The sequence below is a fragment of the Synechococcus sp. RC10B2 genome (assembly GCF_047502635.1).
The window spans coordinates 31,958-50,218 of the sequence record NZ_JANSHO010000012.1; the positions used below are offsets into that span (position 1 = coordinate 31,958).

The following is an 18,261-nucleotide window of genomic DNA, read 5'->3' on the forward strand; positions in this document are numbered from 1 at the left end:
CAGGCCTCAGCAGGCTCTGTAAAGATGATGGGATGCGAGCAAGGCCGGCTCTTGCGGCTGCCCGCAGCACTCAGAGGATTCCCCTGCATTGCCAATGGCCCTAGAGCTGCCCTCCTTCCCTCAACACCCGGCTTTGCTCCCACCGCTTCGCCCAGAGTGGAGATCCCGCTGGCTGGCGGGGCTGGCCGTTTTGCTGCTGTGTTTGGGATCCCCCAACCGCTGGCTGCACTGGTTTCCGGGAGCGCTGCTGGGCCTAGCGCCTCTGTTTTACCTTTGCGAACAGCAACAGGGTTGGAGGCAGTGGCGTTTGGCCTATGGCCTCTGGTTTTGCGTGTGCCTGTACGCCTTCTGGGTGGATCCCTTCTCGCTTCAAGTGCTCAGCGCCTGGGAGATCCTGGGAGGAGCAGTGGTGGCTCCCCTGATCCCTCTGTTTTTCACAACAGCCACGGTCTTGAGCTTGGCGCTGAGCCGGCCCCTCCCCCCCTGGGCACGTCCCCTGGGCCTGGCCACGGTCTGGACAGGCCTGGATGGGCTGCTGGGCCTGCTCTGGTGGCCGATCCCCTTTCATTGGGGATCCCTGCTCTTTGACTGGCCCCTGGGGATCCAAATTGCCGATCTCACCGGGATCTGGGGAGTGACCTTTTTTGCCGTGTTCGTCAATGGCGTGGTTTGGCAGTTGGCCGAGCAGCTCCGCTGCCAATGGAGGGCAGAGGGATCCTGCTCGGGGGCCGAGAACCCGGATATCCGGCGCACGCTGGCCTGCGGCTTAGGTCTGGGGGGGCTGGTCTTGGCCTATGGCAGCCTGCGGCTGGCCTACTTTGATGTTTTAGCGGCGGCGGAAGGGGATCCCAGCTTTCGCGTGGGGACGGTGCAGCAGGTGGCCTGGTTGGAAGCCGATCGCAGTTGGGAGTACCGCAGCCAGCGCTACCGGGAGTTGCACCAGCTTTCGGCCCAGGCGGTGGCCGAGGGGGCGCAGTTGGTGATCTGGCCGGAAGGAGCCTTGCGGGCCCGGTTGCTGAACACCCCCCTGCAACCCCATGTGATCGAGCCAATGCGAGCCATCCTCCCCCCAGAAGGGGCTTTGATTACGGGGGCCACGGAGCCGGATCCCCGCACAGCCCACCTGCCGGAGGAGGAGCAGCGATTTTTCAACACCGCCCTCTTCTTCAACGCCCAAGGCCAAGTGCTGGATTGGTTTGGCAAGCAGTGGATCTTCCCCTATTTTGAGTCGGGGCGCTACGCGCCCTCCCCAGATGGCTATCGGCCGCTGGCGGGAGGGGAGCTGTTTGGGCCTTTGGGGGTGATGATCTGCTTGGAGAGTGTATTGCCCGCCCCCAGCCGAACTCTGACCCGCAATGGAGCAGAGTCGTTGATCGTGATCTCCGACGATAGCTGGTTTGGCAACAGCCACTGGCCCATGCTCCACGGCCGGCTTTCGGTTTTCCGGGCGGTCGAAAACCGGCGCAGCGTGGTCTTTGTCAACAACACCGGCGGCAACCTGGTGGTGGATCCCTCAGGTCGACTCCAGCAGGTGGGCCCGATTTTTCAGCGCGGAGTGGTGACTGGAGAGGTCAGGCGGCAATCCCAGGTAACCTTCTACACGCGCACAGGCGACTGGCTGGCCTGGTTAACCTTAGGTCTTTCTCTAGGATTGACGGCCTGGGGATCCCGAGCAGGGCAAGGATGCGCTAAGATTGGTGAGCATCAATAGTCTAAGTCAGCTTTCCCGTCCCGCGTTCCCAGTTTGCGCTGCTGAACTGGCTGAACAAAGGGATGCGGAATTGCTTACCCTTGCTGATGTAGCTCAGTCGGTAGAGCAGCTCACTCGTAATGAGCAGGTCATCGGTTCGAGTCCGATCATCAGCTTTGGAGCCTTGTCCGGCCCTCACGGGGCTACTGACCTAGGCTGGCCTAGCGCGGGGATCCCCTCTCCCAGGAGGGGGACATGAAGAGCGTAGCCAGTTGGTCGGGGCTTCGCCTTATGCTGAGAAGTATGGCCATTTCCCCGGCAGCGGTCTTTGGCAATGGCAACCCCCTTCTCTTGGCCCTATCGCACCCCAGGGATCCCGGACTCCGCCTTTGAGCGGATCCCGGGGATCCCGATGAGCCCCCGCGAGGTACGCGTGCTGGTGCTGAGCCAGTTGCGCCTGGGAGAAGACCACTGCCTATGGGATATCGGCGCCGGGACAGGCACCATCGCCATCGAAGCGGCCATTCTCTGCCCCCGCGCTCGCGTGATTGCCATCGAGCGCGATGCCGAGGTGGTCAGCTTGATCGAGAGCAACTGCGAGAAATTCGGCCTCAACAACGTGCAAGTAATCCAGGGCACCGCCCCCGATTGCTTGCATCAGCTCTCTCCGCCCCCCGATCGCATCTGTATCGAAGGTGGCCATCCCCTACGGGAGATCCTGGAGGCCTCCTGGAACCATCTCAAACCCAACGGCAGGATTGTGGCGACCACCAACTCTCTGGAGGGGCTCTACGGCCTCTCTGCCGGGCTGGCTGCCGTGCGAGCTCATCATGTGGAGGTGATCCAATCAGCCGTGAACCGCCTGGAACACCGCGGTCGCAGCCAACTGTTGCTGCCTCTGGATCCCACCTTTGTGTTAAGCGGGGAAAAATCCAGCTAAATCTTGTAAGAAATCCGTTTATATTTTTTGCAAATCCCTTCGCAAAGTAATGGGCTCAAGAAAATTGGGCTAGCCCAAGCCCTCTTTGGAGATCGGCAAAGCACAAACCTTAAGCTATGCCGATATTTCTAGATTGCAGACTTTCATTTGCCCTTATACCAGAGACAGAGAGCTGCGGATCCCAGGGCCATGGATGAATTGCAACACCCCTTTCCCGAATCACGAGAAGTGAGGCTGCGACAACTGCTAATTCGAGAGCGCTGGCCGGAAATGCTGAAGGGCTGCCGGGCCTGCATCCATTGGGACGACTTCAAGCGACCCGAATGCTGCGGCGACTGCGGCATTGGCGATCGCCGCAGACAAGAAGCAGAAAACCAGCCCAGCAAATCTTCAGGCATTTAGCCTGGGCAGATTCTCCCCATCGGGAGCCGATTCTAGTAGTTATTTTTGCCCAGCAATTTCTACCTTAGGCTCATCAAAACGCCGGAGAGAGGAACTTCTTGGGGAGGCAGCAGAGGCACCTCTACTTTCGCCACTTCCTGCTCGTAAATGCCCAGCTGGCGAGCGGCAGCCGTCGAAATATCCAGATCTCGACCGCGAACAAAAGGGCCCCGAGCCAGAACATCCACCACCACTCTAGGCCTGGGATCCTCAGAATTGGTCAAAGTCTCCCAAAAACGTGTCCGGGAATACACTGATGAGCCCCACGGATCCCAGGTTCCGCAGAGGGATCTTTCGGCTGAAGTCAGTGGGCTTGGGTTGGGGCAATGCTCCCAGAAGCCGGCGCGGCTCCTCAAGGGCGAGGGGATCCCGGAGAAATGCAAACCACTGTATCAATTTCTACATAGTTCTCTACATTCCGCAGTCTTCGTTAGGGGCTGAGCTAGAGTGTTTCCAGCAGGCTCCTGGGGTGGGCTGCCTTTTCAGGAGGCCAAGTGCCGCGACTGATCGCATCAGCGGGCTGGAGGCACTTGGTTAGCAATTGGCAGGAGTAGCGATGCCAGCATCGCAACGGCAAGCTAGGCGCGAGAACAGCCTGGCCAAGCTTCGCAAGGAACGCCGGAGGGCAAGCAGAGGATCTAGGCCCAGCGGCCCAAAACATGTTACAGGTTCTCCCCCAGCCTGAAACCTCCGTAGGGGCGAGGGGGCGTACACAGAAGAGCTTACAGCCGTGTTGGTACCTATGTTTGCCGTGGATGGGAAAACCCCCCTGATGTTAATCAAACCCAGCCCCGCCAGACGGTGGGTAGCAAGCGGCGAAGCCACACTCCCCTGGCAGCGAGGTGAGCGGGGCGTGCGGCTGAAAGCAACCAATCGAGTGAGTTTGCAGGAGGTCGCTCCTGGCAAGCAGCTATGGCAAAATGCCAACCTAGGGTATTGCAAGTTTTTAACGTTCAACGGTTGGAGGGCACGGCTCCTAACAGCGCCGTGTAATGGTGTGTGATGAAAGTCGGAGATCGAGTGCGGGTGCGTACCAGCGTGATCGTCTATCACCACCCGGAACATCGCAATCAACCTTTTGACCTCAAAGGTATGGAGGGAGAAGTGACGGCTGTGATCCAAGACTGGAACGGCCGCCCGATCAGCGCTAATTTTCCCTTTCAGGTGCAGTTTGGGAATAAGTTCCGCGCCCACCTCCAGGCCGACGAGCTGGAGGTGATCGAGGCGAGCCCTTCCTCCGAGCCTGCGGCCTAGGTGAGACCCAGCAGGGTACGGTTGGTTTCCAGAATCGGCTGGATCAAAGCAAACTCCGCGGGGGTGAGGTACTTGGCTATCACCTCTTGCAAGAAGCGGTAGGTAGCCTCACAACTGCGCTGGGTGCGGAAGGCCCGCATCAAGGTCTGAAACCAGTAGAGAAATCGCTCCTTGTAGCGCTGCTCATCGTCTAGGAGCATGGCCAAAGCCGAGAGGCGCAAAACCCGCACGGTGTCGGCTCTCCATTTGTTGCGGAAATCCTCCACCCCTCGCATGAGCAAGTAGGGATCCAGAGCGCGCAGCTTCGCCTCCACCTCGCCGACAATCTGGGCTTCCGCCGCTTGGATTTTGCGATAGGCGCCCAGGCGCAGCTCAAAGGAGGCCAGGTAGCTCTCCATGAACTGCATCTCCTCATCTCTGAGGTAGCGTCCGTCGGCAGCCAGGCTCAGTTGGCGCAGTTGAGTCAGCATGGGGATTCCCTAGAAAACCAAGGAGAGAGGGGGAGTGCGGCCCTTTCGCCCCCGATCCTAGCCGCAAGCCCGTTGACAAAAGTGCGCGATCCTGCGGATCTTCGGCTATTCTCCCCGGCCTCTCAGCCGGGTTAATATTAATTAATAGTCTATCGTTGCAAGAATCCACTCGACCCCAGATGCCATCTGTGAGTTCGATAAAAAGCACCCTTTGGGAGGAAACGCTTCCGTGAGTCAGAAAGGTAAAAACAAAAAATGGAGAAGCGCCGGATTGTACGCGTTGCTGGCCATTGTCTTGATCTCGCTGGCCACAACCTTCTTCGGCACCCGTCCGGCTGAGCGTCTGGAGATCAGCTACTCCGACCTGATGAGCCGCATAGAACGGGGCGAGGTCAGCAAAGTCTTGGTCGAGATCGCCCCCGATGGTCGCCAAATTGCCATTGCCGAGGCGGAAATCAACAACCGCGCCACCCAAGTGCTGGTCAACCTGCCTCCCCTCACCCCCGAGTTTGAGAACACCTTGCTTGCGCAAGGGGTGGAGCTGGCGGTGCGCCCGGTTCAGGAGGAGGGTCTGCTGGGGCGCATCCTCAGCACCTTCTTCCTGCCCGTCTTGCTGCTGCTTGGCCTGTTTTTCCTGTTGCGCCGAGCCCAAAACGGCCCTGGCAGCCAGGCGCTCAACTTTGGCAAGTCGAGGGCAAGGGTGCAGATGGAGCCGAAAACTCAGGTTACCTTCAACGATGTGGCTGGTGTTGACCAGGCCAAGTTGGAGCTGGCCGAGGTGGTGGACTTTTTGAAAAACCCCGAGCGGTACAACGCTCTGGGCGCCAGGATCCCGCGCGGGGTGTTGCTGGTCGGCCCCCCAGGTACAGGTAAAACCCTGTTGGCCCGCGCTGTGGCCGGAGAGGCGGGTGTGCCCTTCTTCTCCATTTCTGGCTCTGAGTTTGTGGAGATGTTTGTTGGAGTGGGGGCCTCGCGGGTGCGGGATCTGTTCGAGCAGGCCAAGCAAAATGCCCCCTGTATTGTCTTCATCGACGAAATCGATGCCGTGGGTCGGCAGCGGGGAGCCGGCCTAGGAGGTGGCAACGACGAGCGGGAGCAAACCCTGAACCAGTTGCTGACCGAGATGGACGGCTTTGAGGGCAACTCCGGCATCATCGTTATCGCCGCCACCAACCGCCCCGATGTGTTGGATGCAGCGCTGCTGCGGCCCGGTCGCTTTGACCGCCAAGTGACGGTGGATCGCCCCGACTTCCAGGGCCGCCTGGAGATCCTCAAGGTGCATGCCCGCGGCAAAACCTTGGCCGCCGATGTGGATTTGGAGAAGTTAGCCCGCCGCACCCCTGGGTTTACCGGCGCAGATCTGGCCAACCTACTCAACGAAGCGGCCATCTTGGCGGCCCGCCGCAACCTCACCGAGATCTCGATGGACGAGATCAACGACGCCGTGGATCGGGTGTTGGCTGGCCCAGAGAAGAAGGATCGCCTCATGAGCGAGCGGCGCAAGGAGCTGGTGGCCTACCACGAGGCAGGACACGCCCTGGTGGGATCCCTCTTGCCCAACTACGATCCCATTCAAAAGGTCAGCATCATTCCCCGCGGCCAGGCGGGCGGCCTCACCTGGTTCATGCCCAGCGATGATGACATGGGCCTGACCACCCGTGCCCACTTGAAAAACATGATGACCGTCGCCCTGGGGGGTCGGGTGGCAGAGGAGGTGGTCTATGGCGAGGCGGAGGTGACCACGGGGGCAGCCAGCGACCTACAGCAGGTGGCCCGCATTGCCCGCAACATGGTCACCCGCTTTGGCATGAGCGACCGCCTGGGCAACGTGGCCCTGGGACGCCAGTATGCCAATATCTTCCTAGGCCGTGAGATCGCTGCAGAGCGGGATTTCTCCGAGGAGACGGCGGCCCTCATCGACGAAGAGGTGCGACGTCTGGTGAATGAGGCCTACCAACGGGCCACTTACCTGATCCGGGAAAACCGCGCCCTCTTGGATCGCATCGCCCGCCGCTTGGTGGAGGCCGAAACCATTGATGGGGAAGAGCTGCAAGCGATCATCGACAGCTCGGAGGTGGTGATGCTACCGCCTGAGGAGGAGCCGGAGCCGCTGACCTTCCCGATAACCCTCAACGCTAGTGCCTAGTCTCCATGGACACAGGCCAGGGATCCCTGCCTTTTCGCCTGAGGAGGGCGGGGATCCCGATTTTTGCATGATGATAACTATCTCCCCTCTCCCAGAGAGAGGTTGGGGGTGGTCGCGTCGGCGGCGCGGCGCGCTTGGGCCATCCCTCAGGGAGAAGGGCTGGGTTGAGGGAGGCTAACTTAGCTAACGACGGCCGAGCCCGACAAGATGCGACTCACCTCCGTTTCGATAGGCTGGGGCTCATACATTTTCAGGACGTACTCAGCCACCATGCGGTCGGTGTTGAAGACCGGGTTGAGGGTGCGGATTGCTTCTTTCATGCGAGCAATCCAGCGGCGCGGGATCCCTTTTTCATCCCGGTCGTAGAACATAGGGATAATCTCGTATTCCAACACATCGTAGAGGGAGCTGGCGTCCAGATCGTCTTGGGCGGCTGGATCCAGACCTTCGATTTCTTGGCCGATGGCCCAGCCATTGCGACCGTTGTAGCCTTCGGGCCACCAGCCGTCCAAAACGGAGAGGTTGAGCCCCCCGTTGAAGCCCACTTTTTGGCCGGAGGTGCCGGAGGCCTCCAGAGGACGCCGCGGGTTGTTCAGCCAAAGATCCACCCCTTGGACCAAATTGCGGCTGACGTAGGCATCGTAATTCTCAATAAAGGCGACCCGGTGAGCCACCTCAGGCCGATTCGACCATTCCACCACCCGTTGGATCAGGCGCTTGCCTTCTTCATCTCGCGGGTGAGCCTTGCCGGCAAAGATAATCTGCACAGGGTACTCTTTGTTGGTGAAGATGCGGGTCACTCGCTCGAGATCGCGCAGGATTAGATCTCCTCGCTTGTAGGTGCTGAAGCGGCGGGCAAACCCAATCGTCAGGATCTTGGGATCCAACAACTGGTTGACGGCCTGGAGACGTTCGTTGCTTTCGCCGCGGTTGCGCCGCGCCCGCAACACCCGGTGGCGGGTAAAAGACACCAACCGCTCCCGCAGGGCTTCCTTGCGCCGCCACAGCTCCTCATCGGGAATTTCTTCCACCTTGGCCCACAGCTCCGGATCCGACACCCGCTCCGGCCAGTCGGGACCCAGGTATTGGTCGTAGAGGTTCCAGAAGAGGGGGGCAACCCAGGTGCGGGCGTGAACCCCGTTGGTAATGGAGCCGATGGGCACCTCCTCCACCGACCGCTCTGGGTAGAGCACATGCCACATTTGGCGAGAGACGCGCCCATGTAACTTGCTCACCCCGTTGGCTGCACGTGCGTAGCGCAAAGCCAGCACCGTCATATTGAAGCGCTCCCAGGGATCCCCGCCGCGCCGCGCCCCCAGAGCCAAAAATTGCTCCCGCGTCAAGCCCAGTTGCGGCCAGAAAGAGGCAAAGAACGCATCCATCTCGTTGGGGCTGAAAGCATCGTGCCCAGCCGGCACCGGCGTGTGAGTGGTGAAGACACACTTTTCCCGCACCTTGGCCTCTGCCGCCTCAAAGGGCGTACCCCGTGCCACCTCCTCCCGCAGCAGCTCCAAAGTCAAGAAGGCAGCATGCCCCTCGTTCATGTGATAGACCATGGGATCCAGGCCCAACTGGCGCAGCAGGCGCACCCCCCCAATGCCGAGGATACACTCCTGGGCAATGCGCGTATCGGTGCTGCCGCCGTAGAGATGGGCAGTAATCCAGCGGTCGATGGGATCATTCTCCGGCAGGTTGGTATCCAGCAGGAAGAGGGGCACCCGCCCCACGTCCACCCGCCAGGCGCGTGCCTTCACCAGCCGCTGCCGCATTGCCACTTCCACCAACAGAGGGCTGCCATCTGGCTGCCGCACCAACGTCAGAGGCAGCGCGTCAAACTCGCAATCTTCGTACAGCTCCCCTTGCCAGCCGCTGAGATCCAGGCGCTGCTGGAAATAGCCTTGGCGGTAGAGCAATCCCACGCCCACCAGCGGCACCCCCAGATCGGAGGCGGATTTGAGGTGATCGGCAGCCAGCATGCCCAGGCCCCCGGAGTAGATGGGCAAAGACTCGTGCAGGCCGTACTCAGCGCAGAAATAGGCAATAGGACGCTGCCAGTCGTAGGTCTTCATGGTGCGCTTGGCCCAGGTATCCTCAGCCGCCATGTACTGCCGATAGGCCTGCACCATGCGATTGAGGGTGTTGAGGTAGTTGACGTCAGTAGCCAAGGCCGCCAAGCGCAAGTAAGAAACCTCCTCCAGCATGCGCACCGGGTTGTGAGAGGTTTTTTCCCACAGGGCGGGATCCATTTCCCGGAAAATGGTGAGGTGATCGGGGTTCCACGTCCACCAATAGTTACGGGCGATCTCGCACAGGGGCGTGAGCGCCTCCGGCAGCACCGGGCAACGTTCGGGAAAAGCGGGGGCTAAAGTGGCAAGGGACATAGGACAGATACCTGGGGTTGAAGCTATAGGCCGGAAAAAGAAGCGGCAGAGGTTAATCGTGCCTGGTAAACGTTTCTAATTTTTTATTATTGAGCCAACTTTGAGAATTCTGGCAGGAGGATTCAGGATCTCTACAAAATCTGCAGCAGCTCCAAGCCAGATTTCCTCAGTCTTTTCCCAGATCTTGCAACAACAATGGCCACCGGCAGTTCGGTTTTCAATCTCAGAGAAGGCTGCTGATCGATCTGCGGCCTGTCTGAAGAGACGGTGCTGCATCGGAGTTAACAGAGTTTCCAGAATTGCCACTGACTCCTGATCCCGGCAGGGCAATCTAAACTGCCACAAGCTCGGCAAAGCTTTAGCTGCCTTCGCTACCAAATGGCCTTTTTCGATAGGAGCTCCGACTGAGCCTAGCGTCCCTCCACCACGGCCAAGCTGGTGTTGCGGTAGTAGTGGCTGAGGATCTGTTGGTAGGAATAGTTTTGGCTGGCCAGGGCGGCAGCTCCCCATTGGCTCATGCCCACCCCGTGCCCGTAGCCGCGCCCTTGGATTTGGAAGAAAGCGGGAAAGTTTGCCCCAGCAGGGGTCAGGCTGGCGGTGGTGGCCGCCTCCCCTCGTGGGCTGATGGCGATCATCGTGCTGCGCAACCCCAGAGCCCGCCGGAATTCGCTGCCGCTGACGTCTTTGCTGCCTTGGGATCCCACTAGGCGCAGGGTGATGGCCCGTCCCCAGGGAGAGCTGCGCAGGATCTCAATGGAGCGGATGGCCCCGATCCCGCCGGCCAACTGCTGGAGCTGTTGGGCAGGAATGGTAGCCGTCCAGCTAAACACCGGCGAGTGGTGATCGAAATCGGGCACCCCCTGCAAGTAGGGCCGCGACTCCAGCCAAACATTGCCGGCATCGTCTGTGTGGCCGCCGCCGGAGGAGTGGAAAACGGCGTTGATCAACTGCCCCTGGTGGACGAGAACCTGGCCGGCAGTCTCGCGGGCTGCTGCCTGGGTGCGGTTGGATTCGGCAGCCACCCCTTTGTAAACCTGCCAATCAATCCCACTCCCCAAGTCAAAAGGCTGCTGGGAGCGACGACTGCGATGGTAGAGGGCATAGGTGCGGGAGGCCACGGCTTGGGCTTTGAGGGCCTCCATCGGGAAGCGGTGCCCCATCTCGCTGCCCACCACGCTGGAAACGTAGTCCTCCAAACCAACTTGATTGATGGCGATCACTCCACTTTCGCCGGGGATCAGCTCCACCCAGCCGCGGTACCAGTTCTGGTCGATGAACACCAACCCATCGGGGGTGGTGGGCTGTAGGTAAAGGCGTTCTCCCTGCTGGCCGGCCAAACTGACCGCCGAGCCTATCCGGCTGGCCTGCAGCGGCTGCATGGCCGGAACTTCGGCCAGCGGTTGTCCCTGGGCATCCAGCAGGCGGGCCGGGGCAGAGCTGCCGAGCCTGACCTGCGGCTTGTTGACGGCAATCCCCACCCGCAGCAGCACCCGCGCCTGCACCGGAAAGGCCAAGCAGAGCCAAGCCCAAACCAGAAGGCCGATCCCCCTAAGCCAAGCCGAGGGCAGCGGGGACACAACCGGAGAAGAAAAGAGAGCTACACTCACACGTCACTCCTCTGGGAAAGACCACCCAAGAGCAACGGATCCCTGTCCGCCGATAAACCACTTCGGAGGAGGGATCCAGAAGGAAACTGCGATCCTGCGGTGAGGATTGCCCAACCAACCCCTCAAGCGACCGACCAACCAAAGCGCTCCCGCCTTCAAAGAGCTTTGCCTTCGAGGCCGCGGCCGGATCCCAGCCAGCTGCTCGCGCTGGCGGGCCGGGGGCCTTCCGATATGACAGTATCAAAAACCGCTTGCCGATGCACGACCTCAACCCGGCCTTTTTGTCGCCCAAGTTCCCCGTCAGGTTGCCAGAGGGATCCCCCGCCGGCGGCTAAACCACTGCTGCAACAGGCGACGACACTCGGCCTCGCAAACTCCGCCGATGACCTCTGGGCAATGGAAGCTGGCGGCAGAAGCGGGCAGGTTGAGCACGCTGCGCAGCGCGCCGGCCTTGGGATCGTCGGCGCCGTAGATCACCTGGGCCAGCCGCGATTGGCTGATCGCCCCCGCGCACATGGGGCAGGGCTCCAGGGTCACGTACAGCCGACAGCCCTGCAACTGCCAGTCGCCCAGGCGCTGCCCCGCCTGCCGTAGGGCCAAAATCTCCGCGTGGGCCGTAGGATCCCGATCCCGTTCCCGCCGGTTGCTGCTTAGGGCCAACAGCTCTTCCCCCGGCCCCACCACCAGAGCCGCCACCGGCACCTCGCCCGCTTCTCCCGCCCGCTCGGCTTCTTGCAGGGCCAACTGCATCCAGGCGCGGTGGCGTTGCCATGGATCCCGCTCCGGCGGTGCTGAGGAAGGGAGGTGAGCTAGATTCCCGGTCATCGCTAGGCTCTTGAGCCCTGTCTTTGCCCGCAAGATTTGCTAAGTTAAGCACATATCCCCTAAACAGCTAAAAGAAGAATAGGCCAAAGTAAACCGGGTTTGCTTGCGCAGGTGGGTAGCGCCGGTCTGCCTGAGCTTCCTCAGTGCAGTGTTTTTGGGGCAATACGGCTGAGCTCTGGGAGGGATCATGACACGGCTTCTACGGCAAACATTTCTGGCGATGGCTTTGTTTGGCGGAGGCATTGCCTATGGGGTCTGGTTGTCCTCGCCAAGGGGGCAAGCATGGCTGCAGCAAACTCCCCTTGCCACTTGGTCGCAGCGGGCTGGAGAGGGGGTGGGATCCCTTCTGCCTTGGTCTGAGTCCCCTCCTGAGTCTGCCTCTCCTGGCGATGCCGTGCGGCCTTCCAATTTCATTGCCGCCGTTGCCCAAAAGGTGGGACCGGCGGTGGTGCGCATCGACGCCACCCGCACCGTGGCCAGCCCTATTGATCCCGAGCTGTTCAACCAGCCCCTGTTCCGCCGCTTCTTTGGGGGCCAAATCCCCCAACTGCCGCAAGAGTTTCAGCAGGAGGGCACCGGATCCGGATTCATCATCGATCCCAATGGCCTCATTCTCACCAATGCCCACGTGGTGGAAGGCAGCGAGCGGGTGAGGGTGCATCTGCTGGATGGGCGCACCTTCGAAGGCAAAGTCAAAGGCTCAGACCCGGTAACCGACATCGCCGTGATCCAGATCGAGGGCGAAAATCTGCCCACGGTTACCTTGGGCAACTCCGACCAGGTGCGGCCAGGAGATTGGGCCATCGCCATCGGCAACCCGCTGGGCCTGGACAACACGGTAACGGCGGGGATCATCAGCGCCGTCGGGCGTTCCTCCGGGCAGATTGGGGCCACCAACAAGCGGGTGACGTTCCTGCAAACGGATGCGGCCATCAATCCCGGCAACTCGGGCGGCCCGCTGCTGGACGCAGAAGGTCGCGTCATTGGGGTGAATACGGCCATTTTCCAGCGAGCCCAGAGCGTCGGCTTTTCCATCCCCATCAACCGCGCCATGGAAATTGCCGAGCAACTGATCCGCAATGGCCGGGTGGAGCATGCCTTCTTGGGCATCCGCATGATTACCCTCAACCCCGATTTGGTGGAGCGCCTCAACCGGGACCCGGGCCGATCCACCACGCTGACAGTGCAAGAGGGGGTGTTGATCGGGCAGGTAATTCCGGGATCGCCGGCTGAGCAAGCTGGCCTGCGGGAAGGGGACGTCATTGTTGAGATTGACGGCCAACCTATTCGCGATGCCGAGCAGGTGCAGCAGTTGGTGGATGCCGCCGGTGTGGGCAAGACGCTGACGCTGCGGGTCATCCGCGACGGCCAGGCGCGCACCTTCCAGGTGAAGACGGGGGTGCTGCCGGTGGGCTCTTGAGCAGGCAGGCTGGGATCCCGATCCCTACCTTATTCTCAGCAAGCTCCCCTCCAAAAACTTGGAGTCGTTTTAAACTAGGTGAAAACACTCTGCCGCCATCCAAGCGCTCCGCGCCGCTGGCGCGTTTGCGACAGCCCTGCCTACCAATAACGACGTAGAGAAACGTTTCGTTGCTATTTGAAATGACCACAATCCCTGGGGCGATAGAGCCACCGCTGTGCCCGACAGGGGGTCTGCCCGGCAACGAGTAGTTTTACGTGCCGTCCGTTGTTGATCCCCGTGACAGAATAGCCCTAGAGGCGGGGAGCGAGATCGCGTATGGCTTGGGCAGTTGGCGAAGAATTGCAGGGGGGGCGCTACCGCATCGAGGCCGTTTTGGGGGAAGGGGGCTTCGGCATTACCTACCGCGCCTGGGACAGCGTCCGTGCTGAGGATGTGGTTATCAAGGTCTTAAAGGACAGCATCCGCGAGGATCCCGACTATCCTCGCTTCCAGCAAAACTTCATGAACGAGGCGCTGCAACTGGCCCGCTGCCGCCACCCCCACGTGGTGAAGGTGGAAGAGGTGATCTGGGAGCAGGAGCGTTGGTGCATTGTGATGGAGTACATCCGTGGCCAGACGCTGCACCAGCTTTTGCGGCAAAAGGGGCCGCTGCCCCTGCCGGAGGCCCTGCGCCTGACGCGAGAGGTGGGATCCGCCCTCATGGCCCTGCACGAACAGGGGATCCTGCACCGCGATGTGAAGCCGGCCAACATCCTGGTGCGGGAGGGATCCGGGCAAGCGGTGTTGATCGACTTTGGCCTGGCGCGGGCCTACGCCCAAGGTTTGATCCAGCGCCATACCTCCTACGGCACCGATGGCTACGCCCCCCTGGAGCAGTACGACAGCCTGCGCCGCCGCGGCGCCTTCACCGATGTCTATGCCTTGGCCGCCACCCTCTACACCCTGCTGACGGGGATAGTGCCCTTGTGCGCGCCGGTGCGGGCCACAGGCCGGCAGTTGGATCCCCCCCGCAGCCTTAACCCCAGCATTCCTGAAGAGGTGGAGGCCGCCATCCTCAAAGGGATGGCTCTCCACCCCGAAGAGCGCCCACAAACCATGGCCGAGTGGCTGGCCCTGCTGCCGGGAGCGGCCTCTCAAGAAGAGAAGAAGCCGCTGACCTTTGAGCCCGCCATCCGCACTCAAGATCTGCGGCAACTGGAGCGGCTTCTGGCCCCGCAACCCCAAGATGAGCTGGAACAGCTCCTGGCCCAGCACTCGGCAGAAGAGCTGGAGCAAATGGTGGCGCCCCCTACCCCTGCCACGACAAAGAAAAAAGAGGGGGCATCCGGATCCCTGGTTTCTCCCGAAGTTTGTCTAGAGGGACAGGGATCCCTGCCCGCTACTCTCCCCTGGCCAGACTGGGTGGGAGAAGCGGCTCCTGCCCTACAAGGGCTGTGGGATCGGCTGCGGGCTGGCCAGTGGGGGGAAGCCGATCGCTGGACGACGGCTCTAATGTTAAAGCTGGGCGGGCGATCCCAGGTGGGCTTTTTCGATCCCAAGGATGTTGAAGCTTTCCCCTGCCCGATGCTGCGGCTAATCGACCAACTTTGGACGCAGGCCAGCCATGGACGCTTTGGCTTTACCGTCCAGAAGCAGCTCTGGCAGGAGTGTGACTCGGAGAAAAGGGGAGGGCTCAGCTCGAGATCCTTCTCGGCCTTGCCCCGCGAAGAGTGTATGGGAGAGAAAGTGGGCTGGCAGATCCAGGGCCGCTGGCTGGAGTACGGGGGGCTCAAAACCAACTTGGAAGCGCCCAAGGGCCATCTGCCGGTGGGCTTTTTCTGGGGATACTCGGGGGGGTTACGCGCAGCCCTGCTGATGCTGGATCGGGCGGTATTGAAAAAGTTCAAAGCCTGCCTGTAAAAAACTTCCCCCTCCTGGGGATACAAAGCCAGAACGGCGAAAAAAGGGAGAGTGGACGCCTATCCCCTCAAGAAATCGAGGAGGATTGCCGGGCACTCTTCTCCAAAAGGGAGGTTGCCTGAGGGCTTTCGCGAACGGCCAGTCCCAAGTGAATCAGCGCTGTCTCAACAGTATTGACCTGCTCTGCCAAAGCTTTCCACCCTCTTGCTTTTATGCCGTAGCGCTTGCTAAAGTAAGCTCGAGCGGCTGCAAAGGAAGCAAAAGCTTTTTTTAGGGTCGCTGCTGTCCAGGGCTTGGCATTCAGCCGTAGCCAATTCCTTTGACCTTGCTGCTGTCGCTCGGCAACAAGCTGTCCTGTCAACTCAAGGAGCTCAATATAGTTGCGACGCGAGGCCGCGATTGCCGTTTCAAGGCTCTCGATGAGACCCATGGTTATCCTCCAAATTCGCTTGATAAATATCCTGCTCGTTCTTCTGAAGCAACTTTCTAGAACCCGTAGAAGGCAGGTTAGCCTTAAAAATAGCCATGATCCTGTTCAGGTAACTTTGCAGTGAGCTCCTAATCTCTGGAATGGGAATGTAGTTTACCGCGTTCTGAAGCTGGTCAAAGATATGTTTAAGTTCCTTCAGAGCTAAAATGGCACGGCTGACGATCTCCTGGACTTGCAGCTGCTCTTCTGCAAGCTCTCTTATTCTATTGGCCAGCTTCTGATTTTCGTGTTCTTTCTCGACGAGCAAATCTAAAGCTACTTCCTCGCTCTCTTCTATTCTACGCTTAAGTTTTAGGTTTTGCTCTTCCAGAAATTCAATCTGCTCGATTAATAAACCTAACTCGCGCAAAGAACTAAATTCAATACCTCTGCCCACGAGAAAGTTAACAATTTGGTCGCTGCACTCTTGTCTTTGAAGCTGTAGTTCTGTGAGTTTAGGCTCTGCCAATTCCTTTAAGACTCTATGAGCTATTCCTACCCCCAGGAAATCGCCGTCGCCATGTCCAGGAATACTAACCCTCAAATGCCCGCGAACAGCTTGCGTGGGATGTCTGGCACGACGACGGACAATCTCCCAGCCCCACTTTCTTGCCTGAGACAAAATGTCTCGTTTCCGCCAATTTCTTGAAGACTGAATAGTGGTTTGAATCTCTCTCTGCTCCTCTATAACTTCTTCCCGCCTCTTAAGGAGATAGCCAAGCTCGTCTTCTCTGAGACAATCCATAGAACAGAACCTTAAGTGAAACTTCCTTACCTAGTCTACTCGGTTTTCACGGAGACCTGGGCTGATTGTACGGCAAAACCTCACCTCTCAGAAGCTATTGACGTTAAGAAATACTTAGTAGTTTTTCTAACAAGGTTTCTAAGTAACAACACAGCGGCAGAGCGAGCCAGCTCTGTAAAAAAACTCCCCTCTCCCCTTGGGAGAGGGGCTGGGGGTGAGAGGGTGGAGAGCCTTAGTAGCGATGCACCAGCTTATTGATGGGCTTGAAGATGTCGGCCTCAAACCTCTTGCCCTTGAGCATGCGGTTCCAGTACAGCCAGGGCAACAGGTGCACCTTGGCCAAGTACATGGAGTAGCGCTCCCGCGTTGGATCCAGGGGGAAAGAGGGAGCTAGCTTCCCGTCGTAGGCAAACTCTGCCATGATCAGGGAGTTGTAGCCGGTGATCAGGGGGCAGCAGGTGTAGCCGTCGTAGCGGGCCGGCAGCGGCTTGGACTGCATGGCCGCCAAGAGGTTTTCCGCCAGCACCGGCGCCTGCTTGCGGGCCGCGGCTGCCGTCTTGGAAGTTGGCAGGGAAGAGGCATCCCCCAAAGCAAACACGTTGGGGTAGCGGGGATGCTGCAGCGTCCATTTGTCCACCTCCACCCAGCCGCCGGGCCCTGCCAGAGGGCTGCGCTTGACAAAGTCCGGGGCGCTCATGGGCGGAGCCACGTGGATCATGTCGTAGTGCAGGCTCACCTCCTCTTTGCCGCCGTCGGTGGTGACTTCAAAGATGGCCTCCCGGGTCTCGGGCCGGATGGCCTTGAGGTTGTGCCTGAACTTCACCTGGATCCCGCGGCGCTCCACCACCTTCTCCAGGGCGGCGCTGTATTCGGGCACCGCGAAGAGGGTAGGGGTGGCGGTGCAGAAGATAACTTTGGTGTTGACGCCAACGCCGCTTTTGCTCTTGAAAACGTCGTCGGCCATGTACATGATTTTTTGGGGCGCGCCGCCGCACTTGATGGGAGTGGCAGGGTAGGTGAAGATGGCCGTGCCCCCCTGGAAGTTGCGGATGGTCTCCCAGGTGTAGGGGGCGTAGTCTTTGGAGTAGTTGCTGGTCACGCCGCCCTTGCCCAGCGCCTCCGGCAAGCCCTCGATCAGGTGCCAGTCAATTTGGATGCCGGGGGCCATGATGAGGTAGTCGTATTCGATAACTTGGCCATCCTCGGTGATGACGCGGTTGTGATCCGGATCCAGCTCGGTTACTCGCGCCTGGATCCACTTGGCTCCCCTGGGGATCACGGTTTTTTCATCGCGCACAAACTTGGCCAGCGGCGCAATACCCCCACCCACCAACGTCCAGCCGGGCTGGTAGTAATGCTTGTCGGATGGCTCGATGATGGCAATGTCGAGGTTGCGCTGGCGCTCCAGCAACTGGGCTGCTGCGCTGATGCCGGCTGCCCCTCCCCCGACGACGACAATCTGATGGCGGAGAACCGCCGCGGACCCCTTCGATCCGATCCCTTGCACCTCAGAGCGCGCGCCGTTTTGCGGCACTGCTGCTGACTGCGCCTGGAATTCCCTTGGCTTTGTAGTCGGTACCACGATAACTCCCTCTAAAACTCAAAACGGAAACAAAAAAAAAAGAGACCGATAGACCCGTCGGCCATATTAAAAACAGCAAGAGAGCCAACCAACCCATCCAAGAGCCCGGACAGGTCAGCTAGCATGGGAGGCCGAAGCACTTCGGCTCCCCACAAGCTCTAGCTAATCATACTACCTAATAAGAATATATTCATCCTTTCTATCTATCTATCTGTCGAGAATTTTCAGCAAATCTTAGCCGCCTCCTTAAACGTTGTTGACGCTTGCCTTAGCAAGAGCTGCTCGGGGAGCGTTTTACTGGGAAGGGCAGGCGGCATCCGCTAGGCTGTCAGATGGAGGAAGGTCGGCAGCTCGTCCTGCCGTTGTGTTGTTGTAACTCAAGATTCCGA

The 18,261-nt window shown here is 59.8% G+C and carries 15 protein-coding genes and 1 tRNA gene; 8 read left to right on the plus strand and 8 right to left on the minus strand.

Annotated features, from left to right (window positions below; genetic code table 11):
• The first annotated feature begins 94 nt into the window (after positions 1 to 94).
• From NW855_RS02015 to NW855_RS02030, 4 genes are all read left to right on the plus strand, one after another.
• Complete coding sequence (locus NW855_RS02015) at positions 95 to 1,711, plus strand: apolipoprotein N-acyltransferase (RefSeq protein ID WP_011431519.1); 1,617 nt, start codon at positions 95 to 97, stop codon at positions 1,709 to 1,711.
• Positions 1,712 to 1,793: 82 nt separating this feature from the next.
• Positions 1,794 to 1,866: transfer RNA gene (locus NW855_RS02020), tRNA-Thr, on the plus strand.
• Between the two features lie 158 nt (positions 1,867 to 2,024).
• Positions 2,025 to 2,630, plus strand: coding sequence for a precorrin-6Y C5,15-methyltransferase subunit CbiT (gene cbiT, locus NW855_RS02025; protein ID WP_011431520.1), 606 nt, complete (start codon positions 2,025 to 2,027; stop codon positions 2,628 to 2,630).
• Positions 2,631 to 2,819: 189 nt separating this feature from the next.
• Positions 2,820 to 3,032: a hypothetical protein gene (locus NW855_RS02030; protein ID WP_049749797.1), complete on the plus strand. Its 213-nt coding sequence runs from the start codon at positions 2,820 to 2,822 to the stop codon at positions 3,030 to 3,032.
• A gap of 59 nt (positions 3,033 to 3,091) precedes the next feature.
• Here NW855_RS02030 and NW855_RS02035 read toward each other — a convergent pair whose 3' ends face one another.
• Complete coding sequence (locus NW855_RS02035; protein ID WP_168173328.1) at positions 3,092 to 3,295, minus strand: RlpA-like double-psi beta-barrel domain-containing protein; 204 nt, start codon at positions 3,293 to 3,295, stop codon at positions 3,092 to 3,094.
• A 778-nt stretch (positions 3,296 to 4,073) separates the two neighbouring features.
• On the opposite strand from NW855_RS02035, the gene NW855_RS02040 reads away from it, so the two are divergent.
• Complete coding sequence (locus NW855_RS02040; protein ID WP_011431523.1) at positions 4,074 to 4,325, plus strand: ferredoxin-thioredoxin reductase variable chain; 252 nt, start codon at positions 4,074 to 4,076, stop codon at positions 4,323 to 4,325.
• On the opposite strand, the gene NW855_RS02045 is transcribed toward NW855_RS02040, so the two are convergent.
• Positions 4,322 to 4,795 (minus strand): hypothetical protein, encoded by a 474-nt coding sequence (locus tag NW855_RS02045; protein WP_011431524.1) that lies wholly within the window; start codon positions 4,793 to 4,795, stop codon positions 4,322 to 4,324. The genes NW855_RS02040 and NW855_RS02045 overlap by 4 nt on opposite strands.
• A gap of 229 nt (positions 4,796 to 5,024) precedes the next feature.
• Here NW855_RS02045 and ftsH point away from each other — a divergent pair, with 229 nt between their 5' ends.
• On the plus strand, positions 5,025 to 6,941 hold the full coding sequence (gene ftsH, locus NW855_RS02050) for an ATP-dependent zinc metalloprotease FtsH (protein ID WP_011431525.1): 1,917 nt from the start codon (positions 5,025 to 5,027) through the stop codon (positions 6,939 to 6,941).
• Between the two features lie 179 nt (positions 6,942 to 7,120).
• Here ftsH and glgP read toward each other — a convergent pair whose 3' ends face one another.
• From glgP to NW855_RS02065, 3 genes are all read right to left on the minus strand, one after another.
• On the minus strand, positions 7,121 to 9,322 hold the full coding sequence (glgP, locus tag NW855_RS02055) for an alpha-glucan family phosphorylase (RefSeq protein WP_041438652.1): 2,202 nt from the start codon (positions 9,320 to 9,322) through the stop codon (positions 7,121 to 7,123).
• A 410-nt stretch (positions 9,323 to 9,732) separates the two neighbouring features.
• Positions 9,733 to 10,929: a SpoIID/LytB domain-containing protein gene (locus tag NW855_RS02060; protein WP_041438653.1), complete on the minus strand. Its 1,197-nt coding sequence runs from the start codon at positions 10,927 to 10,929 to the stop codon at positions 9,733 to 9,735.
• A 300-nt stretch (positions 10,930 to 11,229) separates the two neighbouring features.
• The gene (locus NW855_RS02065) at positions 11,230 to 11,754 is read right to left on the minus strand and encodes a nucleoside deaminase (protein WP_011431528.1); all 525 of its coding nucleotides are present in this window, start codon (positions 11,752 to 11,754) and stop codon (positions 11,230 to 11,232) included.
• A 187-nt stretch (positions 11,755 to 11,941) separates the two neighbouring features.
• Here NW855_RS02065 and NW855_RS02070 point away from each other — a divergent pair, with 187 nt between their 5' ends.
• Positions 11,942 to 13,174, plus strand: coding sequence for an HhoA/HhoB/HtrA family serine endopeptidase (locus NW855_RS02070; RefSeq protein ID WP_414402708.1), 1,233 nt, complete (start codon positions 11,942 to 11,944; stop codon positions 13,172 to 13,174).
• Between the two features lie 318 nt (positions 13,175 to 13,492).
• Positions 13,493 to 15,076, plus strand: coding sequence for a serine/threonine-protein kinase (locus NW855_RS02075; RefSeq protein WP_414402707.1), 1,584 nt, complete (start codon positions 13,493 to 13,495; stop codon positions 15,074 to 15,076).
• A gap of 67 nt (positions 15,077 to 15,143) precedes the next feature.
• Here NW855_RS02075 and NW855_RS02080 read toward each other — a convergent pair whose 3' ends face one another.
• The 3 genes from NW855_RS02080 to NW855_RS02090 all read right to left on the minus strand — a co-directional run bounded on the left by NW855_RS02080 (position 15,144) and on the right by NW855_RS02090 (position 17,797).
• Positions 15,144 to 15,506: a hypothetical protein gene (locus tag NW855_RS02080; RefSeq protein ID WP_099812711.1), complete on the minus strand. Its 363-nt coding sequence runs from the start codon at positions 15,504 to 15,506 to the stop codon at positions 15,144 to 15,146.
• A complete protein-coding gene (locus NW855_RS02085; RefSeq protein WP_099812710.1) occupies positions 15,484 to 16,290 on the minus strand; it encodes a hypothetical protein in 807 nt (268 codons plus the stop codon). Before NW855_RS02085 ends, NW855_RS02080 begins: the two co-directional genes overlap by 23 nt.
• 232 nt (positions 16,291 to 16,522) lie before the next feature.
• Positions 16,523 to 17,797, minus strand: coding sequence for an FAD/NAD(P)-binding oxidoreductase (locus NW855_RS02090; protein ID WP_011431532.1), 1,275 nt, complete (start codon positions 17,795 to 17,797; stop codon positions 16,523 to 16,525).
• Between the last annotated feature and the right edge of the window lie 464 nt (positions 17,798 to 18,261).

Excerpts from the sequence above, each read along its gene's own strand:
- NW855_RS02065 (WP_011431528.1), bottom strand. The coding sequence starts at position 11,754 with ATGACCGGGAATCTAGCTCACCTCCCTTCCTCAGCACCGCCGGAGCGG.
- NW855_RS02085 (WP_099812710.1), bottom strand. The coding sequence starts at position 16,290 with ATGGATTGTCTCAGAGAAGACGAGCTTGGCTATCTCCTTAAGAGGCGG.
- NW855_RS02070 (WP_414402708.1), top strand. The coding sequence starts at position 11,942 with ATGACACGGCTTCTACGGCAAACATTTCTGGCGATGGCTTTGTTTGGC.
- NW855_RS02030 (WP_049749797.1), top strand. The coding sequence starts at position 2,820 with ATGGATGAATTGCAACACCCCTTTCCCGAATCACGAGAAGTGAGGCTG.
- NW855_RS02015 (WP_011431519.1), top strand. The coding sequence starts at position 95 with ATGGCCCTAGAGCTGCCCTCCTTCCCTCAACACCCGGCTTTGCTCCCA.
- cbiT (WP_011431520.1), top strand. The coding sequence starts at position 2,025 with ATGGCAACCCCCTTCTCTTGGCCCTATCGCACCCCAGGGATCCCGGAC.
- NW855_RS02080 (WP_099812711.1), bottom strand. The coding sequence starts at position 15,506 with ATGGGTCTCATCGAGAGCCTTGAAACGGCAATCGCGGCCTCGCGTCGC.
- NW855_RS02045 (WP_011431524.1), bottom strand. The coding sequence starts at position 4,795 with ATGCTGACTCAACTGCGCCAACTGAGCCTGGCTGCCGACGGACGCTAC.
- NW855_RS02040 (WP_011431523.1), top strand. The coding sequence starts at position 4,074 with ATGAAAGTCGGAGATCGAGTGCGGGTGCGTACCAGCGTGATCGTCTAT.
- NW855_RS02075 (WP_414402707.1), top strand. The coding sequence starts at position 13,493 with ATGGCTTGGGCAGTTGGCGAAGAATTGCAGGGGGGGCGCTACCGCATC.
- glgP (WP_041438652.1), bottom strand. The coding sequence starts at position 9,322 with ATGTCCCTTGCCACTTTAGCCCCCGCTTTTCCCGAACGTTGCCCGGTG.